Origin of the sequence: Dietzia sp. IN118 (assembly GCF_032905965.1) — a bacterium.
GTDB classification, from domain to species: Bacteria; Actinomycetota; Actinomycetes; order Mycobacteriales; family Mycobacteriaceae; genus Dietzia; species Dietzia kunjamensis.
In genome coordinates, this window is the sequence record NZ_JAUMSR010000002.1 from 1 (window position 1) to 19,110 (window position 19,110).

Below are 19,110 nucleotides of genomic sequence, written 5' to 3' on the forward strand. Positions count from 1 at the left end.
CCCGACGGCGCCATTCAGCGCTCGGCTACAAGCGCCCGAACGAGGTGCACTACGCTGACCTCCAGCCGGCAACGGCAGCGTAGAGAAACCATCAACTCCGCTGTCCGAAATCGACGCGGCAGGTCAAAGAGCGATCCGAACTGGCCGATGTGCGGCTTGCCCGATGTGCTCTACGTCGATCACGGGACCGACTTCACCAGCCACCATCTCGCCCAGACCGCCAAGTACCTGCACTTTCAGATCATCTACTCGACCATCGCCAGGCCACAGGGCCGCGGCAAGATCGAGCGAATCTTCGGCACGATCAACACCGAACTCCTTGCCGAGCTGCCGGGCTATCTCACCCGCGGTCAGCGGCACCCCGAGCCGGTACTGACGCTGCCCGAACTCGACACCGCGATCGGCGAGTTCATCGGTGCCAAGTATCACCACCGCACCCATCCGGAGACTGGCGACAGCCCCTACCGGACCTGGATCGGCGACGGGTGGCTTCCCCGCCTGCCCGAGACCGTCGATGATCTCAACCTGCTGCTGCTGACCGTGGCCAAAACGCGCATCGTCCACCGCGACGGAGTGCGCTTCCAGGGCCTGCGGTACGTCTCACCACTGCTGGCCGCCTACGTCAAAGAACAGGTCGTGATCCGTTACGACCCCCGCGACATCTCCGAAATTCACGTCTTCCACAAGAACCAGTACATCTGTAAGGCCGTGGACCCCGATCACGCATCGACCACAGTCAGCCTCAAAGACATTCAACACGCACGCGCAGCCCGCCGACGCGAGCTACGCGGCCAGATCACCGAGCGCATTGCCGTCGTCACCGGCCACCAAGACCCCTCATTTCCGGCCCCGGCGGCACCGACCCCACCCGCCCAGAGGAAGACGAAACTTCGCACCTACCTGGAGGATGACTGATGTCTCCGCAACGGTTCATCGCCACCAAACAGCACCGCAGATTCGTCGAGTTCGCCGACGCCGTACGCCGGCAACACACCATCGGCATCTGCTACGGCCAAGCCGGGATCGGTAAAACACTGTCTGCCAGACGGTATGCGAACTGGCACAAAGCCGAGCGACTCCTCGAAGAATGGGGACCACGCGATGACTCCGATTTCCCGATCTATGCCGCACTGGCCAGGAAACGGACAGTCTTCTACACCCACGCGGTCCTGAGCACCCCGCGTCAGGTCAGAGACGATCTCACCGGACTGACGGTCCAGGTATCTGCGTGCATCGACGAGCATCTGATCAACACCGGCGAACTGCAGACACGACCCAGACACCTGCGAAAGTACGTCGAGCTGATCATCATCGACGAGTCCGACCGACTCAATGCCACCGCCCTGGAAATGGTGCGAGACCACTACGACCGCGACAACGTCGCCGTCATCCTCATCGGCATGCCCGGGATCGAGAAGAGATTCAGCCGCTACCCGCAGCTTTACAGCCGCGTCGGATTCGCACACGAGTACCGGCCACTGAGCAAAGACGAACTGCGATTCGTACTCGAACGTCGCTGGCCCAAATACGGCCACCCCCTCGACCCCGACGACTTCACCGACGCTCAAGCCCTCGCCGCGATCACACGGATCACCCGCGGCAACTTCCGCCTCGTCGACAGACTGTTCACGCAGATGGAGCGCATCATGCAGATCAACGAGCTCAACACCATCACCGACGACGTCGTCGAAGCCGCCCGATCCACCCTCGTCATCGGCATCACCTGACACCGCCAAACGAACCTGCGAAATCCCGCCAAACGAAGGTAAGAGTCACAGCAGCGATCGTTGGCGGCGTTCCGTCCCGCACGGGTGTACTCGACAAACCACATTGCTGCTAAGGAGTACTGGGGAGATCTACGAGCGTCGCCAGCGGTCAGTGGCGAGGATCAACCGGCTCTCCGAAAAAACAGAGACTGACAAGCCCCTCTGGCAACCGACGCGTCTCCGGTCCGCGCAGTCTGGCGACCAGGCGTCAGCCGAGCAGCCCCTCGGCCGCGATCCGCCAGTCCTCGACCGGCGGCGTCAGCACGTTCTCGCCGAGCACCTGCACCAGCACGGTCGAGGCCCCTGCGTCCAGGTGCTCCTGCACCCGCGCCCGCGTCGCCTCGACCCCGCGGGTGACCATCGCGTGCTTGAGCCGATCGCTGCCCCCGCGCACGTAGTCCGACTCGTCGAACCCCTGCCGGGTCCACGAGTTCCGATAGTTCGGCAGGCCCGTATAGACGTTGAGGTGATCGTGGGCCCGCGACCGCCACACCTCGTCGTCGTCGTCGACCCCCTCGGCCACCACCGCGGCGTGCTCCACGACCAGGGCCGGCCCGTCGTCGGCGGTCCCGCCGAGGATCTCGCGCGCCCGCGCGGTGTGCTCGGGCAGCGTCAGGTACGGGTGGGCGCCGGCGGTGCGATCGCGCGACAACTCGAGCATCCTGGGGCCGAGCGCGGCGAGCACGACCGGCGGCATCGTGTCCTCGCCCGCCGCCATGGGTTGAGTCCGGTCGAGCGCGTCGAGGTACTCACGCATCGCCGACAGCGGCCGCCCGTAGTGGTGACCACGGTGGCGCTCGACCAGCGGCGCGTGCGAGACGCCGAGGCCCAGGACGAACCGGCCCGGGTGCATGGCCTTGATCGTCCGGGCGGCCGCCCCCGCCGCCGAGGCGTCGCGGCCGTAGATGTTGGCGATGCCGGTGCCGATCGCCATCCGGCGCGTGGCGCCCAGGTACAGCTGCGCGGCGGTGAACGCTTCCCGGCCGACGGCCTCGCCGAACCACAGCGAGCCCCAGCCCTGGTCGTCGAGCTCACCGAGGACGTCGGGAATCGCCGCCGGCGTCAGTCCCTCCAGCGAGCCGGTCCACAGGCCGATCCGGCCGAGCTGCTCGCGACCTGCGGGGCGGTGGCGGGTTCGGTGGGATGCACTGTCCTGGAGGGCACTCATGTTCCCGAGTGTGCCCGACCCCGTCGTCGCCGGGCCGGCCATTCGCCGCAAACGGCCGCGGCCGTCGACCCGGTCGCGACACACTGAGCTGACACGTGTTGCAGCGACACGCGGCACACCCCCGGGCACCGAGGAGACGAGACGCCGATGTACGAGTGGTCCGAGACCGACCTGATGATCCGCGACGCCGTGCGCGGCTTCATCGCCAAGGAGATCCGCCCCCAGCTCGACGCCCTGGAGAGCGGTGAGATCCCGCCCTACCCGATCATCCGGAAGCTGTTCGCCGAGTTCGGCATCGATGCCATGGCCCGCGACGGGGTCGAGAAGATGCTGGCGAAGGAGCGGGCGCGCGAGACGGTCGGCGCGGCGGCCGGGACTGGGACCGCGGGCGGCGAGGCAGCGGGCGGCGGGGTTGCATCCGGTGACGCGCCGCGCGGCGACGGCGGGAGGGGGGACGACGACGAGGACGGCGATTCCGGCGGAGCCCCCGAGAACCGGGACTCCATGATGGCCGTGGTGACCAGTGAACTGGCCGGCGCGTGCATGGGGCTGGTCTCCGCGCTCGGCGTGAGCCTCGGGCTGGGCGCGACCACGATCATGTCCCGCGGGACGCTCGCGCAGAAGGAACGCTGGTTGCCCGGCATCGTGACCATGGAGAAGGTCGCGTCATGGGCGATCACCGAGCCGGACTCCGGTTCCGACGCCTTCGGCGGCATGCGCACCTACGTGCGGCGCGACGGCGAGGACTACATCCTCAACGGCCAGAAGACCTTCATCACCAACGGGCCGTACGCGGACGTGATGATCGTCTACGCCAAGCTCGACGAGGGGTCGGGTGGAGCGGGCAGCACGGGTCCGGCCACGGACGCCGACAAGCGCGACCGCAAGGTGCTGACGTTCGTACTGGACAAGGGCATGGAGGGCCTCACGCAGGGTGCTCCCTTCAGGAAGATGGGCCTGCACAGTTCCCCGACCGGGGAGCTGTTCTTCGACAACGTCCGCCTCGGCAGGGACCGGCTGCTCGGCGAGTCCGAGTCCGGTCGCGGGGGCGACGGCCGCGAGTCGGCGCGGTCGAGCTTCACCGCCGAGCGGATCGGGGTGGCCACCATGGCGCTGGGCATCATCGAAGAGTGCCACCGGCTGTGCGTCGACTACTCCCGCGAGCGCACCCTGTGGGGCCAGGAGATCGGGCGCTTCCAGCTGATCCAGCTCAAGCTGGCGAAGATGGAGGTCGCGCGGATGAACGTGCGCAACATGGTCTTCAACTCCATCGAGCGCGCCCGTGCCGGCAAGCCGCTCTCGCTCGCGGAGGCGTCGGCGATGAAGCTGTACTCGTCCGAGGCGGCCACCGAGGTGGCGCTGGAGGCCGTGCAGTTGTTCGGCGGCAACGGGTACATGGCCGAGTACCGGGTCGAACAGCTCGCCCGCGACGCCAAGTCGCTCATGATCTACGCGGGCAGCAACGAGATCCAGGTGACCCACATCGCGAAGGGGCTCCTCGCCCGGTGAACCGTGGTCCGGTTGCTCCTGCGTCCCGCTCTCGTACCGTCAGTACATGGCCACCGAGATGTTGCACACGTACATGCAGGACCACCACGCCGGTGCCGCCGCCGGGATCGACCTGTTCCGCCGCGTGGCCGAGGACCACGACGACCCGGAGACCAGGAAGGTCGTCTCCCGCATCGGCGACGAGACCGTGGACGACCTCAAGAGCCTCGAGGAGCTCATGACGCTGGCGGGGACGTCACCCTCGATCCTCAAGGACCTGCCCGCCAAGGCCGCCGAGAAGTTCGGCCAGCTCAAGCCCAACCGGCGGGCCGCCGAGCGCTCCCCGCTGAGCGATCTGGTCGAGCTCGAGGCGCTGACCCTCGCCGTGACGGGCAAGACGCTCGGCTTCAAGGCTCTGCTAGACATCGACGACCCCCGGCTTCCCCGGCCCACGCTGGAGAAGCTGGTCGAGCGTGCGGAGCAGCACGGACGCGAACTGGAGAAGCTCCGTCTGCGTTGCACGGACGCGCTGAAGAAGCAGTGACCAGGCGGGGCGGCCCGGGACTCCGTGCCGCCCCGCCCCCACCGCGCCGTCCCCCGCGATGACCTGGGCGGACGGGCTCATCACCGTCAACGCCGACCTCGGGTCGATGACGGAGATCGTCAGCGCCTACCGCGGCGCCGGCGGGCGGGGTCCACTCGCACTCCAGGTGCACATCTCGATCGCCGACACCCTCGGCCGGGCCCGCGACCTCGCACGGGCCAGTGGCAGAACAACTCCGTCGGCGCGCCCCTCGACGCGAACCTGGCCACCCCGGAGGAGCTCGACGTCGCCGGGCGGCACATCCCCGATGAGAAGCTCGCCGAAACGGTGATCGTCACCGACTCCGTCGACGAACTCGTCGTCCGACTGCGCGAGTTCGAGGAGCTCGGGTTCGAGCGGATCTACCTGCACCACGTCGCGCGGGACCAGTCGCCGTTCCTCGAGCTGGCCGAGCGCGACCTGCTCCCCGCGCTGCACGAGGCCGGGGCTGCCACCGGTTGTTAACGCGCAAGCCCCCGCCGAAACACCGCCGTCACACGCCGCTGCCAGAGCGGTAACTCGTACACAGCACCGTATACAGCATCGTATTCCCCCAGTTCAGAAGAGGATTTCCGATGCTGACCACCCCGCCCCGGAGCAACCCCACGTGGATCCACCGCCGCGCCGCTGACGAGATCGCCCGATCAGTGGACGATTCCCTGGCGCGTGCCGCGAACGGCGAGGACCTTCCGCTCGCGGGCCTGACGTTCGCGGTCAAGGACAACATCGACGTCGCCGGCGTTCCCACGACCGCCGGCTGCCCCTCCTTCGCCACCACTCCACCCCGGAACGCGACGGTGGTGCAGCGGTTGGTCGACGCCGGTGCGACGTTCGTCGGCAAGACGAACATGGACCAGTTCGCCACCGGCCTGGTCGGCACCCGTAGCCCGTACGGCGCGGTGCACGCCTCGGGGATGCCGGAACGCATCGCGGGCGGGTCGAGTTCGGGCTCGGCCGTGGTCGTGGCCGACGGCGAGGTCGACTTCGCACTCGGCACCGACACCGCCGGTTCCGGCCGCGTTCCCGCGGCCTTCAACGGGATCGTCGGCCTCAAACCCAGCCCCGGGCTCGTTCCCGCCACCGGCGTCGTGCCCGCGTGCGCCGATTTCGACTGCGTGAGCGTGTTCGCGCGAACGGTGCCCGAGGCCACCCGGGTGATGGCCGTCATCGCCGGGCCGGACGGCGCGGATCCGCGCTGCGGCCCCAGACGGGACGATGTCCCGCTGGCGGCCCCGTCGCGAGCAGTACTCGCCGTCCCGCGGGAACGGGACCTGTCCGCCCTGGGTGCGGAGTACCGCGAGGCCTTCGACCACGCGGTACGCGACCTGAAGCGGTCGGGCGTCGAGATCGTCACAGTGGACATCTCCCCGCTCCTGGACGCCGCGCGGCTGCTCTACGACAGCGCCCTTGTCGCCGAGCGCTATGCGGCCGTCGGGGACGCCGTGTCCCGGGGCTCGGAGGACCTGGACCCGACCGTCGCCGCCATCATCCTCGGTGGCCGTGACGCCGGCGCCGTGGAGTTCGTCGGGGACCTGGAATGTCTCGCCCACGCCGGAGCCCACGCTCGCCGCCTCATGACGGGCATCGACGGTCTGCTCCTGCCGACGACCACCGACCACCCCACCCTCGCGGAGGTCGCCGCGGCCCCGTTCGAGGTGAGCAGACGTCTGGGCACGTTCACCAACTTCTGCAACCTCCTGGACATGTGCGGTGTCGCCGTCCCGGGACGGTCGATCGGCCCGGGACGTTTCGGCGTGATGGTGCTGGCCCCCCGGGACCACGACCAGGTGGCCGCGGACCTCGCCGCCCGCGTCCACTCCACCCTGCTCGGCACCAGCGCTGCGGAGGACCGGGGGCCGGTTCCCGAGATCTGGCCCGGATCGGACACGAGGCTCGCGGTCTTCGGCGCCCACCTCCGTGGCCAGCCGCTGCACCACCAACTCGAGTCACTCGGGGCACGGTTCGTGGGCGACATCCGCACCTCCGCCGACTACAGACTGTTCTCCCTGCCGACGGTGCCCCCGAAGCCCGGCCTCGTCCCGGCCCGCCCGGAGGAGACGGGCCGGTCGATCAACGGTGAGCTGTACCGCCTCCCGCACTCCGCTCTCGGGCGCCTGCTCGCCGAGCTCCCGGCCCCGATGAGCCTGACCCGCGTTTCGCTCGACGGCGGTGAGTCGGTCGTCGGGTTCGGCTGCACGGCCGACGCCCTGGGCGGCGCCGAGGACATCACCGACCACACCGACTGGCGTCTCTACCTCGCCACCACCTCCACCACCCTCGACACCAGTAAGGACGACGCCCGATGCTGACCCCGTTTCGCCGAGTGCTCCTGGCGCTGGTCGCCGTGTTCTCGCTGTCCACGACCGCCTGCTCCACCATCGATTCCACGTTCACCACGCTCGGTAGCGAGAGCGACCTCGAGCGGGTCACCGTCGGCACCCTGCGGGGCCAACCACACCTGTTCGCGCCGTACTTCTATCAGCAGTTCGCTCCCGACCTGGCCATCGAGGTCGCCACGTTCGACTCCTCCCCCGACATCAAGAACGCTCTCGTCAGCGGGCAGATCGACTTCGGTGTGGTGGGCATTCCCGCTCTGCTCGCCGGCGCGGCGGCGGGCGAGGACCTGAGACTGCTGTCCGTCGCCGCGGACGGCGGGTCCGGGTTGGTCGGCACACCCGACATCCGCAGGGTCGAGGACCTCCGGGGCCGGACCGTCGGGTACCCGCGGGGATCGTCACAGGAGATCCTCCTGCGCCTGACGCTCGCCCGACACGGACTCGATGCCGACCGCGACGTCACCCTGGTCAATCTGCCCTTCTCCGACATGGCGACCTCGTTCGGCGGTGGTCGGATCGACGCCTTCCTCTCCGCGGAGCTCGGTCCGTCGACGGCCCGGCAGAACTCCGGGGCGGTGGAGATCGCCTCCCCGTACGACACGCCGGTCGGCAAGGTCAACATCGGCCTCGGGGTCACCCAACGGACCATCGACGCCGACCCGGACAAGGTCGGAAGGATCGCCGACGTCCACCGTCAGGTGGTCGAGTACATGGACGCCCACCGCACCGAGTGGCAGGACAGGGTGGTCGAGCAGTTCTCCCTCGACCCGGAGGTCACCGCCCTCGCCGTGGCCAACACATGGCCCAGATCAGAGATCGACGACGAGTTCCGCGCCCAGCTCGCCGCCCTCATCGAGCAGATGGTCCGCGTCGGCCACATCCCCTCGGCACCGGACGTCGATACGTTCGTCCACTCCGACTGACGCACCCCGATTCCCAGCCAGGCATTTCGACAAGGAGACCAGGACATGACCACTCTCGCTCCCCCGGCGATCGAGCGCCGGACCACCTCGACACCCCACGTCGTGCCCGCCACCGCCGTCAGGCGCGGCCGGGGCCGGACCCGCCGCATCCTGCTCGCCCTGCCGATCCCGCTCGCCATCCTCGCCCTGTGGTGGATCGCGGTCCGTCAGCAGTGGCAGCTGCCGTTCGGCATCGACATGCGGTTCCTCAGTGATCCCCTGACGGTGGCGCAGACCTGGATCGGGTTGGCGGTGGGAACCGGGTCCGATGCTCTGTCCGGTTCGCTGTGGCGGCACACGGCGGCGAGCGCGCTCCGGGTACTCAACGGGTTCCTGCTCGCCGCGGCCGTGGCGATCCCCCTCGGCATCCTCATGGGCCGCCTCCGTGTGATCCGCGAACTCCTCGATTCCACCATCGGCATCCTGCGCCCGATCCCCGTCACCGCATGGGCCCCGCTGAGTCTGCTGCTGATCGGGTACGGGGACCGATCCACCATCTTCCTGGTCTTCCTCGCCGCGTTCTTCCCCATCCTCCTCAACACCATCGCCGGCGCCCACGCCGTGCCGCCGCGCCTCCTCGAGGCCGCCCAGATGCTGGGCGTCGACCGCCTCCGGGTGCTGGTGGACGTGGTTCTCCCGTCGGCGATGCCCTCGATCACCTCGGGCCTGCGGGTCGCGCTCGGCCTGTCCTGGGTGGTCCTGGTGGTGGGCGAGACCGTCGGCATCACCACCGGCCTCGGGGCCCTGATCACCCAGGCCCGCGACATGAGCCGCACCGACGTGATCATCGCCGGGATGCTCACCATCGGCGTGGCCGGCCTCCTCTCGGACGCGCTGCTGCGCCGCGCGCTGTCCACGGTCACCCGGGGCCGCCCCGGGCTCACCTGACCTCCCCGGCCACGCCACCCGGTCGGGCGGCGACCCGCCCGCCGCTGCGACGCACCCCCCGTGCCACCCGCTCCCCGTCTCCCGAAAGGAACTCCCATGACCACCACACTCGAGTCCCGTCCCGTCCCCGCCTCGTCATCGACCACCTCGGCCCCCGGCGCCGCGATCTCCGTGCGAGGGGTGGAGATGCGATTCCCCGGCAAGGACTCCGACGTCCTCGCGCTCTCGGGCCTCGACCTCCACATCGAGGCGGGTCAGTTCGTCAGCATCGTCGGTGCCAGCGGCTGCGGGAAGTCGACCCTGCTTCGGCTCCTCGCCGGCTTCGAGACGGCCACCGACGGCGTCATCGAACTCGGTGGCGTCCCCGTCCGTGGCCCCGGTCCCGACCGTGGGGTCGTCTTCCAGGACTACGGGCTGTTCCCGTGGAGGACATCGATGGAGAACGTGGCGTACGGCCCCCGCCGCAACGGCATGTCGCGAAAGGAGGCCAGGGCGGTGGCCGGTGACGCGCTCGCGCTCGTCGGGTTGGAGACCGCGGCCGGCCGCTTCCCGGGTCAGTTGTCCGGTGGTATGCAGCAGCGCGTCGCGATCGCCCGGGCCCTCGCCAACCGGCCGAGCGTGCTCCTCATGGACGAGCCGTTCGGCGCATTGGACGCCATGACACGCAGCTCGCTGCAGGAGGAACTCACCCGCATCCACCGGGAGACCGGGACGACGACCGTGTTCATCACGCACAGCGTCGAGGAGGCGGTGAACCTCTCCGACAGGGTCATCGTGATGGCGGGGGGCGCCGGATCGGGCCTGTGCGGCCACGTGATCGCCGACATCGACATCGAACTCCCGCGCCCCCGAGACATCAACGCCACCGAGTTCAACAGGTACGAACGGGCCATCTCCGGCCTCATCCACGGGGACGAGTCGTGACCTCGCGGGGTGAGGCGGGCCTCTCGCAGTCCGCCCGTGCGCTGCACGGTCTCCGCGAGCTCGTGACGACGGGCCGCTTCGCGCCCGGGGAGAGACTGGTCGAGGGCCGCCTGTGCGACCAACTGGAGGTGTCCCGCACGCCGCTTCGCGAGGCGCTCATCAGGTTGGACGCCGACGGCCTGCTCGAGCGCCGGGATGACGGTTACTTTCTGGCCCGTTACGACCTCCCCGCTCTGCGGGACCTCTACGAGCTGCGGGTCCTGTTGGAACTCAGCGGGCTACGGCGAATCGCGGAGAACCCCGACCTACGCCCGGACCTCCGATCGCTGAGCGAGTTGCGCCGGGCCTGGTCGCCGCTCCTCTCCACACCCCCCACCCCGGGACCGGATCTGGTGGAGCGGGACGAGGCGTTCCACGTGAAACTCTCCTCGGCCTGCGGGAACGCGGCCGTGACCGACCAGCTCCGCGCCGTCAACGCCCGTATCCGCCCCATGAGGATGTACGACTACTCGACGGAGGAGCGGGTGCACGCGACGGTCTCCGAGCATCTGGAAGTACTCGACCGCGTCCTCGACGGTGACGTCACCACCGCGATCGACCTGCTGCGCGGCCACGTCGGATCCTCGCTCGCCGAGGTCGAGGACAAAGCTCGACGCTCGCTGACCAACCGTGCGCTCCACGCCGCCGGGTAGTCCCGTACCGGGCAGTCCGGTGCCGGGACGCCCCGAGCCGGGCCACCGGGTACGACGGCCACCCGCGGGGGCGGGGGCGTGCCCGGCCCGCCGCGTCAGCGCATCTCGCCGGCGCCCGCGTACGGGTGGAGGCTCGTCGTGGGACGCCCTTCCGCGAACCGGGCGTACCGACAGTCGGCCGGGTCGACGCCCGACATCGTCGTCGTCCCCTCCGTGAGCAACTCGGCGACCAGCCGACCGACCGCGGGCGCCATCTTGAACCCGTGACCGGAGAACCCCACCGCGAGGAACAGCCCCTCGATCGGCGACGGGCCGATGATCGGGTTGTAGTCCGGCGTCGTGTCATACGCCCCCACATAGCTGCCGGTGATCGACGGATCGGGCATGTCCGGCAGGCGGTGCATGAGCCGCTCGACGACCTTCTCCACGGTCGAGGAATCGGCCCTGTTGGCGTAGGCGTCGGGGTCGATGTACTGCGGCGCGGCGTGGTCCGAGTTGCCGGCCAGGATCTCCCCGTTCGGTTCGCGGCACAGGTACTGCAGGCCCACCAGGTCGGACAGCGTGGGGACCTGCCCGAGCGGTTCGCCCTGGTCCACCATCACGAGCTGGGCGCGCTGCGCACGGACCGGGATGTCGATCCCGACCGTGGCGCCGAGCTGCGGGGCCCACACGCCGGTCGCGAGGATCACGTGCTCGGCGTAGACCTCCGTGCCGTCGGCGAACTCCGCGCCCACGACCCGGTCCCCGCAACCGCGGAGGAGCGAGACCACGCGGGTGCTCTGACGGACGCGCACGCCGCGGGCACGCGCGGCGGCCGCGAACGCCATCCCCGTCATGTACGCCTCGCCCCTGCCGCCCCGCGGTTCCCACGCTGCGGCCGCGACGTCCTCGACGTTGAGCCCCGGCCACAGCTCCGCCATCCGGTCCGGGGTGATGAGTTCCGTCTCGATCCCCAGACTCTGCTGCATCGCCACGTTCGCCCGCAGCGGGGCCACGTTCTCGTCGCCGACGATCACGGCGTACCCGCACTGACGGAAGCCCATGTCGTCGCCGAGCAACTCGCCGGCGTTCTCGAACACCGGGATGCTGTGCCAGCTCAGCGCCGCCATGGTCGGCGACCCGTAGTGGCAGCGCACGATACCGCTGGACTTGCCGGTCATGCCGGAGCACAGCGTGTCCTTCTCGACCACGAGCACGTCCGTCTCACCGCGCTCGGTGAGGTTCCAGGCGATCGACAGGCCCTCCAGGCCGCCGCCGATGATGAGGTACTGCGCCGTCTCGGTCACGGGGGTTCTCCTTCTGTCGTGAGGGTGGTCGGTCGGCCGGGGTCGGTCGGGATCAGTCTGCGGCGAGCAGGTCGGCCAGGACGTCGGCCAGCGCCTCGGCGCCGCGCTCGGCGTCGGCGTCCTCGACGTGCTCGGCCGGCGAGTGCGAGACCCCCGAGGGATTGCGGACGAAGAGCATCGCGGTGGGCACGTGCGCGGCCAGGACACCGGCGTCGTGACCGGCACCGGTCGGCAGGATCGGCACCCCGGGCAGGTCGGCGCACAGTCGGTCACGCAGGACGGGATCGAAGTCGACCGACCCGCTCAGCGACTCCTGCACGACGGCGACCTCGCAACCCTCGAGCAGCGCCGCCGCCGACGCCGCCTCGGAGATCTCGTGGACGATCCGCGCGGTGACCGCGTCATCGGGATGGCGGACGTCGAGCCACAGGTCCACCCGGGAGGCGATCACGTTGGTCCCGCCGGGCGTGGGCACCAGACGCCCGACCGTGGCCCGTGCCCCCCGGTGCAGGCCCGCGATCCGGCGGACGTCGAGGACGGTCCGCGAGGCCGGGATCATGGGGTCGCGGCGGTCGGCGAGCACGGTGGTGCCCGCGTGGTTGCCCTGACCGGTGAAGGTCACCCGCCAGCGACCGTGACCGATGATCGACGAGGCGACGGCGACCGGGCTGCCCAGGTCGATCAGGCCCCGCCCCTGCTCGACGTGCAGTTCCACGAACCGACCGATCCTCCCCAGTGCCTCCTCGTCGCGACCCATGCGGGCAGGATCGAGTCCGTGCAGGGCGCACAACTCCCCGAACGTCGTGCCGTCGTCGTCGGTCAGGGCGGCGGCCACCGCCGGGTCCATGGCCCCGTTGAGCAGCAACGAGCCCAGACAGGCGCGGCCGAAACGCGAACCCTCCTCCTCCGGGAAGACGGTCAGTGCCAGCGCCCGGCGCGGATGGATGCCGCGGGCGGCCAGGTGGTCGACGGCCACGAGCGCGGAGGCCACCCCGAGCGGCCCGTCGAACGCCCCTCCCCCGGGCACGGAATCCAGGTGACTGCCGGTCACCACCGCGTCGGTGAGCGGATGCCCGGCCGGGTTCCACCAGGCCCAGATGATGCCGTTGCGGTCCGTCTCGCAGTCCAGCCCCCGGGCGGCGGCCTCGGCGAGGAACCACTCGCGCAGGTCCAGCTCGGGCGTGGAGAACACGGGCCGGCTGTACCCGCCGCGGGTGGGGTCGGTGCCGACGTCGCGGATCGCGGACATCAGCGAGGTGACGGTGGGAGCGGACGGGGCCGTCATGGCGAGATCCTCGGGATTCGGGGACGACGGGGCGTCCCGGTAACGGGCGGTGGGTGCGGGCAGGTGGGTGCGGGCGGTAGGTGCGGGCAGGTGGGTGCGGGAATGCAGCGGCCCGGGTGGGGTGGGAGAAGGCGCATCGGCGCGCGAGCGCCCGAGCAGTCAGCGGTGGACGCGACAGGCGGGCGGTCCGGGGGTCCGGATCAGCCCTCGACACCGTCCGGGTAGGCGGTCACCGAGAGGAATCGGATGGGCAGCTCGAGCATCGCCACCGGGCCGTGGACCCCCTCGCCGTCGAGAAGCAACGAGTCCCCGGGCCGGAGCCGGTACTCCGACTCGGCGTGGTGATAGATCATGTCGCCGGCCAGCATGTACAGCAGCTCGGTGCCCGGGTGCTGGAAACGGGGATGCGCCTCCGACTCGGCGGTCAGGGTGACCAGGACCGGCTCGATGCGCTTGTTCGGGCCCCGCAGCGCGCCGAGCAGCTCGTAGACGTGACCGGCCGCCGTGCCGCGGCCCACGATCGTGGCGCCCTGACCGTCGGCGGTGAACACCGCGTCCCGCCGGGTGTCCGCGCCACGCAGCAGCGAGGTGACAGGGACGTCGAGCCCCGAGGCGAGCTTCGCCAGCATGCTCAACGAGCACGAGGTCTGGGCGTTCTCGATCTTGGACAGCATCGCCTTGGAGATGCCGATCCGCTGCGCCATCTCCGCCACCCCAAGCCCCTCGGAGAGGCGGAGTCGGCGGACGTGGAACCCGATGATCCGCTCGAGATCGCCGCCGGTGGGGACGTCCACCGGCAGCTCGCGGGGGGCGGCCTGGTGGACGATCCTGCGCGCGGCCTCCGGCTCGGTCCCCATGGCGTCGACGATAGTCTCCGGCGCGGCGGCGACCTCCGGGGCGACGGTCATCTCACATGCCCCGCCCGGCCCGGCCGGGGATCCAGTCGGTCCCGGCGAGCGGCACCCGGGCCATCGCGGCGGCCTCCATCGTCAGCGCGACCAGGTCATCCGGCTCCAGGTGCGTGAGGTGGGACTTACCGCAGGCCCGGGCGATGGTCTGCGCCTCCATCGTGAGCACGTGCAGGTAGTTGGCCAGGCGCCTCCCCGCGGCGACCGGGTCCAGCCTGGCGGCCAGCTCCGGGTCCTGGGTGGAGATGCCTGCCGGGTCCCGCCCCTCCTGGAAGTCGTCGTAGAAGCCGGCCGCCGAGCCCAGCTCGCGGTACTCCTGCTCGTAGCGGGGGTCGTTGTCGCCCAGGGCGATGAGCGCGGCGGTCCCTATCGCGACCGCGTCCGCCCCGAGCGCCATCGCCTTGGCCACGTCCGCACCCGACCGGATCCCGCCGGAGACGATGAGCTGGACCTCGCGATGCAGGTCCATCTCCTGCAACGCCTGCACGGCCTGCGGGATCGCCGCGAGGGTGGGGATGCCGACGTGCTCGATGAACACGTCCTGGGTGGCGGCCGTGCCCCCCTGCATGCCGTCCACCACCACGACGTCGGCGCCGGCCTTCACCGCCAGCTTCACGTCGTAGTAGGTGCGGGTGGCGCCCACCTTGACGTAGATCGGCTTCTCCCACCCGGTGATCTCCCGCAGCTCGAGGATCTTGATGGCCAGATCGTCCGGCCCCGTCCAGTCCGGGTGCCGGCATGCCGAGCGCTGGTCGATGCCCCTGGGCAGGGTGCGCATCCGCGCGACCCGGTCGGAGATCTTCTGCCCGAGCAGCATCCCTCCCCCACCAGGTTTGGCCCCCTGTCCCAACACCACCTCGATCGCATCCGCCTTGCGCAGGTCGACCGGGTTCATGCCGTATCGCGACGGCAGGTACTGGTAGACGAGCTTCGAGCTCTGCCCGCGCTCCTCGGCCGTCATCCCCCCGTCGCCGGTGGTCGTGGAGGTCCCGGCGGCGCTGGCGCCCCGGCCGAGCGCCTCCTTCGCCTGCGCGGACAGGGCGCCGAAGCTCATGCCCGCGATCGTCACCGGGATGTCCAGATGGATGGGCTTCGAGGCGTGCCGGGCACCCAGGGTGATGTCGGTGTCGCAGCGCTCGCGGTAGCCCTCGAGCGGGTACCGGGACATCGATGCGCCGAGGAAGAGCAGGTCGTCGAAGTGGGGCAGTCGACGCTTGGCGCCCCAGCCGCGGATGTCGTAGATCCCGGTGTCGGCGGCTCGCTGGATCTCGTGGATGACCGCCCGCGGGAAGGTCGCGGATTCGCGCAGGGTCGGGTCGTCGGCGCCCGGCGGCCGCATGGCGGTGGTGGCGTATCGGGTCGGTCCGTCGAAGGGCATGGTGGACTCCTCTGGTGCGGGTCGCCGGGGGCGAGCGGATGGGGTGGTTCAGTACGCCGAGGCGTTGTCGACGTCGAAGTTGTAGAGCGTGCGGGCGGACCCGTACCGGCGGAACCCGGCTGTCGGAGCGTCGGCGTACCCCGCACGGTCGAGTAGGTCGGTGAGCTCGTCGTGGTGCTCTGACCGCATCGGTTTCTCCACGCAGTCGGCGCCGAGAGAGGTGACCGACCCCCGGACGTAGATGTGGACCTCGTAGAGCGAGTCCCCCAGGGCGTCCCCGGCGTCACCGAGCACGACCAGCCGACCGGCCTGACCCATGAAGCAGCTCATGTGCCCGATCGACCCGCCCACGACGATGTCGACGCCCTTCATCGAGATGCCGCACCGGGCGCCGGCATCACCGGTGATCACGAGCAGGCCGCCGTGCGCGGTGGCGCCGGCCGACTGGGAGGCCGAACCGTGGACGCGGACCGTCCCGGACATCATGTTCTCCGCGACGCCGACGCCCACGTTGCCGTTGACGGTCACGTGGGCGCCGTCGTTCATCCCGGCCGTGTAATACCCGGTCGGACCGTCGATGATCACCTCGTCGGGTCTGTCGAGGCCGACGGCCAGGGCGTGCGCCCCCCTCGGGTCCGTGACGAGGAACCGGCCGGTCCCGTCGGACTCCTGCAGCATCCGGTTGACCTCGCGCAGGGAGGCATCGTGCAGGTTGATCACGCGGGATGCGGTCGTGGGCTCGGCCGCGGAGGTCTGGTCGGGGGTGAGGTCCTGATCGGCGATGACGGTCATGGTGGGTCCTTCGGGTGCGGGGCTGGGGCGGTGACGGGGTCCGACTGTCGGCGGTGCGCGCTCAGCGGTGCCAGTGGTAGATGCGGCCGGGTTCGGGCTCGTAGAGGCGGGCGCTCTCGATACCCGGCAGGTGCGCCATCGCCCGGTATTCCGACGCCATCGCCACGTACTGGTCGGTCTCGGCGATCACCGCGGGTTTGCAGGCGATGGGGTCGCGCACCACGGCGAAGTCGTCCGCGGTGGAGACCAGCAGCGTGTAGAAGCCGTCCAGCACTCCGGCCATCTCCTCGAGCGCCTGGTCGATGCCGGCGCCCTGCGCGATCTGGGCGGCGACGAACCGGGCGGCGACCTCGGTGTCGTTGAGCGTGTCGCAGCGGATGTCGCGTCGGGCGAGCTGCCGTCGGACCGAGGCGTGGTTGGAGAAGGACCCGTTGTGGACGATGCACTGGTCCGGTCCGACGGAGAAGGGGTGCGACCCGGCGGGCGTCACCGCCGACTCGGTGGCCATCCGGGTGTGGCCGACCCCCTGCCAGCCGCTGGCTCCGGCCAGGCCGAAACCGGCGGCCAGGTCGAGCGGCAGGCCGGTCCCCTTGAGCACGGCCAGCTCGCGACCCATTCCCACCAGGACCACCTCGGGGGCGGCGGTGCGGACGGCGGCCGCCAGCGAGTCGACGTCGGTGACGGCACTGAGCAATGTGGTGGCGCCGAGTTCCTGTCCGTCGACCGGGCGGCCGAGTTCGGCGCCCACGCGCTGGGTGAGAGCGTCGACGCCGACGCCGTCGGCAAGCACGGTGACCGTCGCGGATCCGGCCGGGGTCCAGTCCCGGTTGCCGTACACGGCGACCCCTGCGGAGTCGGGGCCCCGGTCGGTCATCTCGCCGAGCATGGTGGTGAGCAGTTCGCCGAGCCGGGGCTCGAGGCCGGGGTCGCGGAGGTGGAGTCCGACGATGCCGCACATGGATTCTCCTGAGGTGTAGTGAGAGCGGGTGGGTGGGTGACGCAGGGTCGTCGGCGGCTCACAACGCCGTGAGGTACTCGTCGATCTCCCACTGGGTGACGGTGTTGTGCCAGGCGGTGAACTCGTCGCGCTTGAGGCCGGCGTAGTAGTCCGCGACGCCGTCTCCACAGGTGTCGAGGGCCGCGCGCACGACGTCGTCGGCGACCATCGCCTCCACGGCGTGCAGGAGCGTCGGTGGCAGGGTGTGGGTGGCGTCGGTGACGGCGGCGGGCGGTCCCGGGTCGAGGTCGCGTCGGATGCCGTCGAGTCCGGCCGCGAGCTGGACCGCCATCGCGAGGTAGGGGTTCGCGGATCCGTCACCGCCGCGCAGTTCGACCCGGTTCGCGTCGGGGACGCGGAGGTAGTGGGTCCGGTCGTTGCCGCCGTAGGTCGCATCGGTCGGCGACCAGGTCGCACCGGAGGTCGTGGTGCGTGCACCGATGCGCTTGTAGGAGTTGATCGTCGGACACAGGACCGCGTGCATACCGGAGGCGTGGGTGAGGATGCCGCCGATGAAGGCGTAGGCGGTGGGCGAGAGCCCCAGCCCGTACCGGTCCGGGCCCTCGGAGGGGAACACCGCGTCGCCCCCGCGCCAGAGTGACATGTGCAGGTGCATCCCCGAGCCGGTCCGGTCGGAGAACGGCTTGGGCATGAAGGTGGCGATCATGTCCCGTTGTTCGGCCAGCATCGAGATGATGTAGCGCAGTGTCATGACCCGGTCGGCGGTGACCATGGCCTCGTCGTAGGCGAAATTCTGCTCGAACTGCCCGTTGCCGTCCTCGTGGTCGTTGGCGTAGTTGGACCACCCGAGGGTGTTCATCGCCTCCGAGACCCCGGCGAGGTGCTCGTACATGCGGGTGACGCCGCGTGCGTCGTAGCAGGGGTGGGACTCGTCGTCCTTCGGGTCGGCGGTGCGCAGCGTGCCGTCGGCGTTCCGGCGGACCAGGAAGTACTCGACCTCGGCGCCCACCTTGAGCTCGAGGCCGTTGGTGGCGGCGTCGGCGAGCACCCGGCCGAGGATGACGCGTGGCGCGAAGCGCCACGGTCGCCCGCCCACCCAGGGGTCACAGTGCACGAGGGCCAACCCGGGTTTGATGAAGTCCAACGAGGTGAAGGACCGCGCGTCGGGGACGACGACGAGGTCGGGGTCTTCCGGTTGTTGGCCCATCGCGTCGGCCGCGTAACCGGCGAAGCCGAGCTCTCCGGCTTCGAGTTGGTCGACGGCCGAGGCCGGCACGAGCTTGGCGCAGGGTTTGCCACGGAGGTTGGTGAAGACGGCGAGGACGAATCGCGTCCCGGTCTCGGCAACGACCCTGGCGAGGGGGCCCGGCCCCTGGTCGGCCCCCGTCCTGATCGGCGCGACCGGAGGGTGGACGGCCGAGCCGTTCCGGGAAGCGGCGACCCCGACGGTGGGATCTGCGGTCACTGTCATGGGCCCTCCTGGGCTTGTTTCTGCGTGGTGTTCATAACCTACTGAGCGGAAACCCCGTGGTGGTTACCGCCGTGTTACGGCTTCGCGGAGCATCGCGTCCGGCGCTCACCTGCGGCGAAGGGACGAACCGCTGTAGCGGGGTGTTCCTCCGCCGAATCCGGTAACCAGATGGAAACCATCGCGATACGCGGCGGTGAGCACCACGGGATCACACTGTGAAACGTT

The 19,110-nt window shown here is 70.1% G+C and carries 18 protein-coding genes; 10 read left to right on the forward strand and 8 right to left on the reverse strand.

The window, feature by feature from the left end; genetic code table 11:
- Positions 1 to 147 precede the first annotated feature (147 nt).
- Together Q2K20_RS15520 and Q2K20_RS15525 are read left to right on the forward strand one after the other, a co-directional pair.
- Positions 148 to 915 (forward strand): Mu transposase C-terminal domain-containing protein, encoded by a 768-nt coding sequence (locus Q2K20_RS15520; protein WP_172815739.1) that lies wholly within the window; start codon positions 148 to 150, stop codon positions 913 to 915.
- A complete protein-coding gene (locus tag Q2K20_RS15525; RefSeq protein WP_063972687.1) occupies positions 915 to 1,727 on the forward strand; it encodes an AAA family ATPase in 813 nt (270 codons plus the stop codon). The genes Q2K20_RS15520 and Q2K20_RS15525 overlap by 1 nt, the downstream gene beginning before the upstream one ends.
- 247 nt (positions 1,728 to 1,974) lie before the next feature.
- Here Q2K20_RS15525 and Q2K20_RS15530 read toward each other — a convergent pair whose 3' ends face one another.
- Positions 1,975 to 2,934 (reverse strand): TIGR03620 family F420-dependent LLM class oxidoreductase, encoded by a 960-nt coding sequence (locus Q2K20_RS15530; protein ID WP_063972779.1) that lies wholly within the window; start codon positions 2,932 to 2,934, stop codon positions 1,975 to 1,977.
- Between the two features lie 147 nt (positions 2,935 to 3,081).
- On the opposite strand from Q2K20_RS15530, the gene Q2K20_RS15535 reads away from it, so the two are divergent.
- From Q2K20_RS15535 to Q2K20_RS15570, 8 genes are all read left to right on the forward strand, one after another.
- The gene (locus Q2K20_RS15535) at positions 3,082 to 4,443 is read left to right on the forward strand and encodes an acyl-CoA dehydrogenase family protein (RefSeq protein ID WP_317176953.1); all 1,362 of its coding nucleotides are present in this window, start codon (positions 3,082 to 3,084) and stop codon (positions 4,441 to 4,443) included.
- A gap of 46 nt (positions 4,444 to 4,489) precedes the next feature.
- Positions 4,490 to 4,966, forward strand: a complete 477-nt coding sequence (locus Q2K20_RS15540) for a hypothetical protein (protein WP_067716482.1) — start codon at positions 4,490 to 4,492, stop codon at positions 4,964 to 4,966.
- 327 nt (positions 4,967 to 5,293) lie between these two features.
- Positions 5,294 to 5,470, forward strand: coding sequence for a hypothetical protein (locus Q2K20_RS15545; protein ID WP_182634077.1), 177 nt, complete (start codon positions 5,294 to 5,296; stop codon positions 5,468 to 5,470).
- Positions 5,471 to 5,580: 110 nt separating this feature from the next.
- A complete protein-coding gene (gene atzF, locus Q2K20_RS15550; protein ID WP_069389460.1) occupies positions 5,581 to 7,314 on the forward strand; it encodes an allophanate hydrolase in 1,734 nt (577 codons plus the stop codon).
- Positions 7,308 to 8,264, forward strand: a complete 957-nt coding sequence (locus tag Q2K20_RS15555; RefSeq protein ID WP_069389459.1) for an ABC transporter substrate-binding protein — start codon at positions 7,308 to 7,310, stop codon at positions 8,262 to 8,264. Before atzF ends, Q2K20_RS15555 begins: the two co-directional genes overlap by 7 nt.
- 45 nt (positions 8,265 to 8,309) lie before the next feature.
- Positions 8,310 to 9,191 carry an ABC transporter permease gene (locus tag Q2K20_RS15560; RefSeq protein ID WP_083249701.1) on the forward strand — a complete coding sequence of 294 codons (882 nt, stop codon included), beginning with the start codon at positions 8,310 to 8,312 and terminating at the stop codon, positions 9,189 to 9,191.
- Positions 9,192 to 9,287: 96 nt separating this feature from the next.
- Positions 9,288 to 10,115: an ABC transporter ATP-binding protein gene (locus tag Q2K20_RS15565; protein WP_269505457.1), complete on the forward strand. Its 828-nt coding sequence runs from the start codon at positions 9,288 to 9,290 to the stop codon at positions 10,113 to 10,115.
- Positions 10,112 to 10,807, forward strand: a complete 696-nt coding sequence (locus tag Q2K20_RS15570; RefSeq protein WP_069389458.1) for a GntR family transcriptional regulator — start codon at positions 10,112 to 10,114, stop codon at positions 10,805 to 10,807. Before Q2K20_RS15565 ends, Q2K20_RS15570 begins: the two co-directional genes overlap by 4 nt.
- Positions 10,808 to 10,902: 95 nt before the next feature.
- Here Q2K20_RS15570 and Q2K20_RS15575 read toward each other — a convergent pair whose 3' ends face one another.
- The 7 genes from Q2K20_RS15575 to glnT form a co-directional block, all read right to left on the reverse strand.
- A complete protein-coding gene (locus Q2K20_RS15575) occupies positions 10,903 to 12,093 on the reverse strand; it encodes an NAD(P)/FAD-dependent oxidoreductase (RefSeq protein WP_182634078.1) in 1,191 nt (396 codons plus the stop codon).
- A 52-nt stretch (positions 12,094 to 12,145) separates the two neighbouring features.
- A complete protein-coding gene (locus Q2K20_RS15580) occupies positions 12,146 to 13,378 on the reverse strand; it encodes an allantoate amidohydrolase (protein ID WP_069389457.1) in 1,233 nt (410 codons plus the stop codon).
- A 200-nt stretch (positions 13,379 to 13,578) separates the two neighbouring features.
- Positions 13,579 to 14,235, reverse strand: a complete 657-nt coding sequence (locus tag Q2K20_RS15585; RefSeq protein ID WP_069389466.1) for a helix-turn-helix domain-containing protein — start codon at positions 14,233 to 14,235, stop codon at positions 13,579 to 13,581.
- A gap of 52 nt (positions 14,236 to 14,287) precedes the next feature.
- On the reverse strand, positions 14,288 to 15,625 hold the full coding sequence (locus Q2K20_RS15590; protein ID WP_069389465.1) for an FMN-binding glutamate synthase family protein: 1,338 nt from the start codon (positions 15,623 to 15,625) through the stop codon (positions 14,288 to 14,290).
- Positions 15,626 to 15,712: 87 nt separating this feature from the next.
- On the reverse strand, positions 15,713 to 16,456 hold the full coding sequence (locus tag Q2K20_RS15595) for a protein glxC (protein ID WP_083249699.1): 744 nt from the start codon (positions 16,454 to 16,456) through the stop codon (positions 15,713 to 15,715).
- A gap of 61 nt (positions 16,457 to 16,517) precedes the next feature.
- A complete protein-coding gene (locus Q2K20_RS15600; protein ID WP_069389456.1) occupies positions 16,518 to 17,414 on the reverse strand; it encodes a glutamine amidotransferase in 897 nt (298 codons plus the stop codon).
- A 58-nt stretch (positions 17,415 to 17,472) separates the two neighbouring features.
- Positions 17,473 to 18,885: a type III glutamate--ammonia ligase gene (gene glnT / locus Q2K20_RS15605; RefSeq protein WP_083249698.1), complete on the reverse strand. Its 1,413-nt coding sequence runs from the start codon at positions 18,883 to 18,885 to the stop codon at positions 17,473 to 17,475.
- Positions 18,886 to 19,110 lie beyond the last annotated feature (225 nt).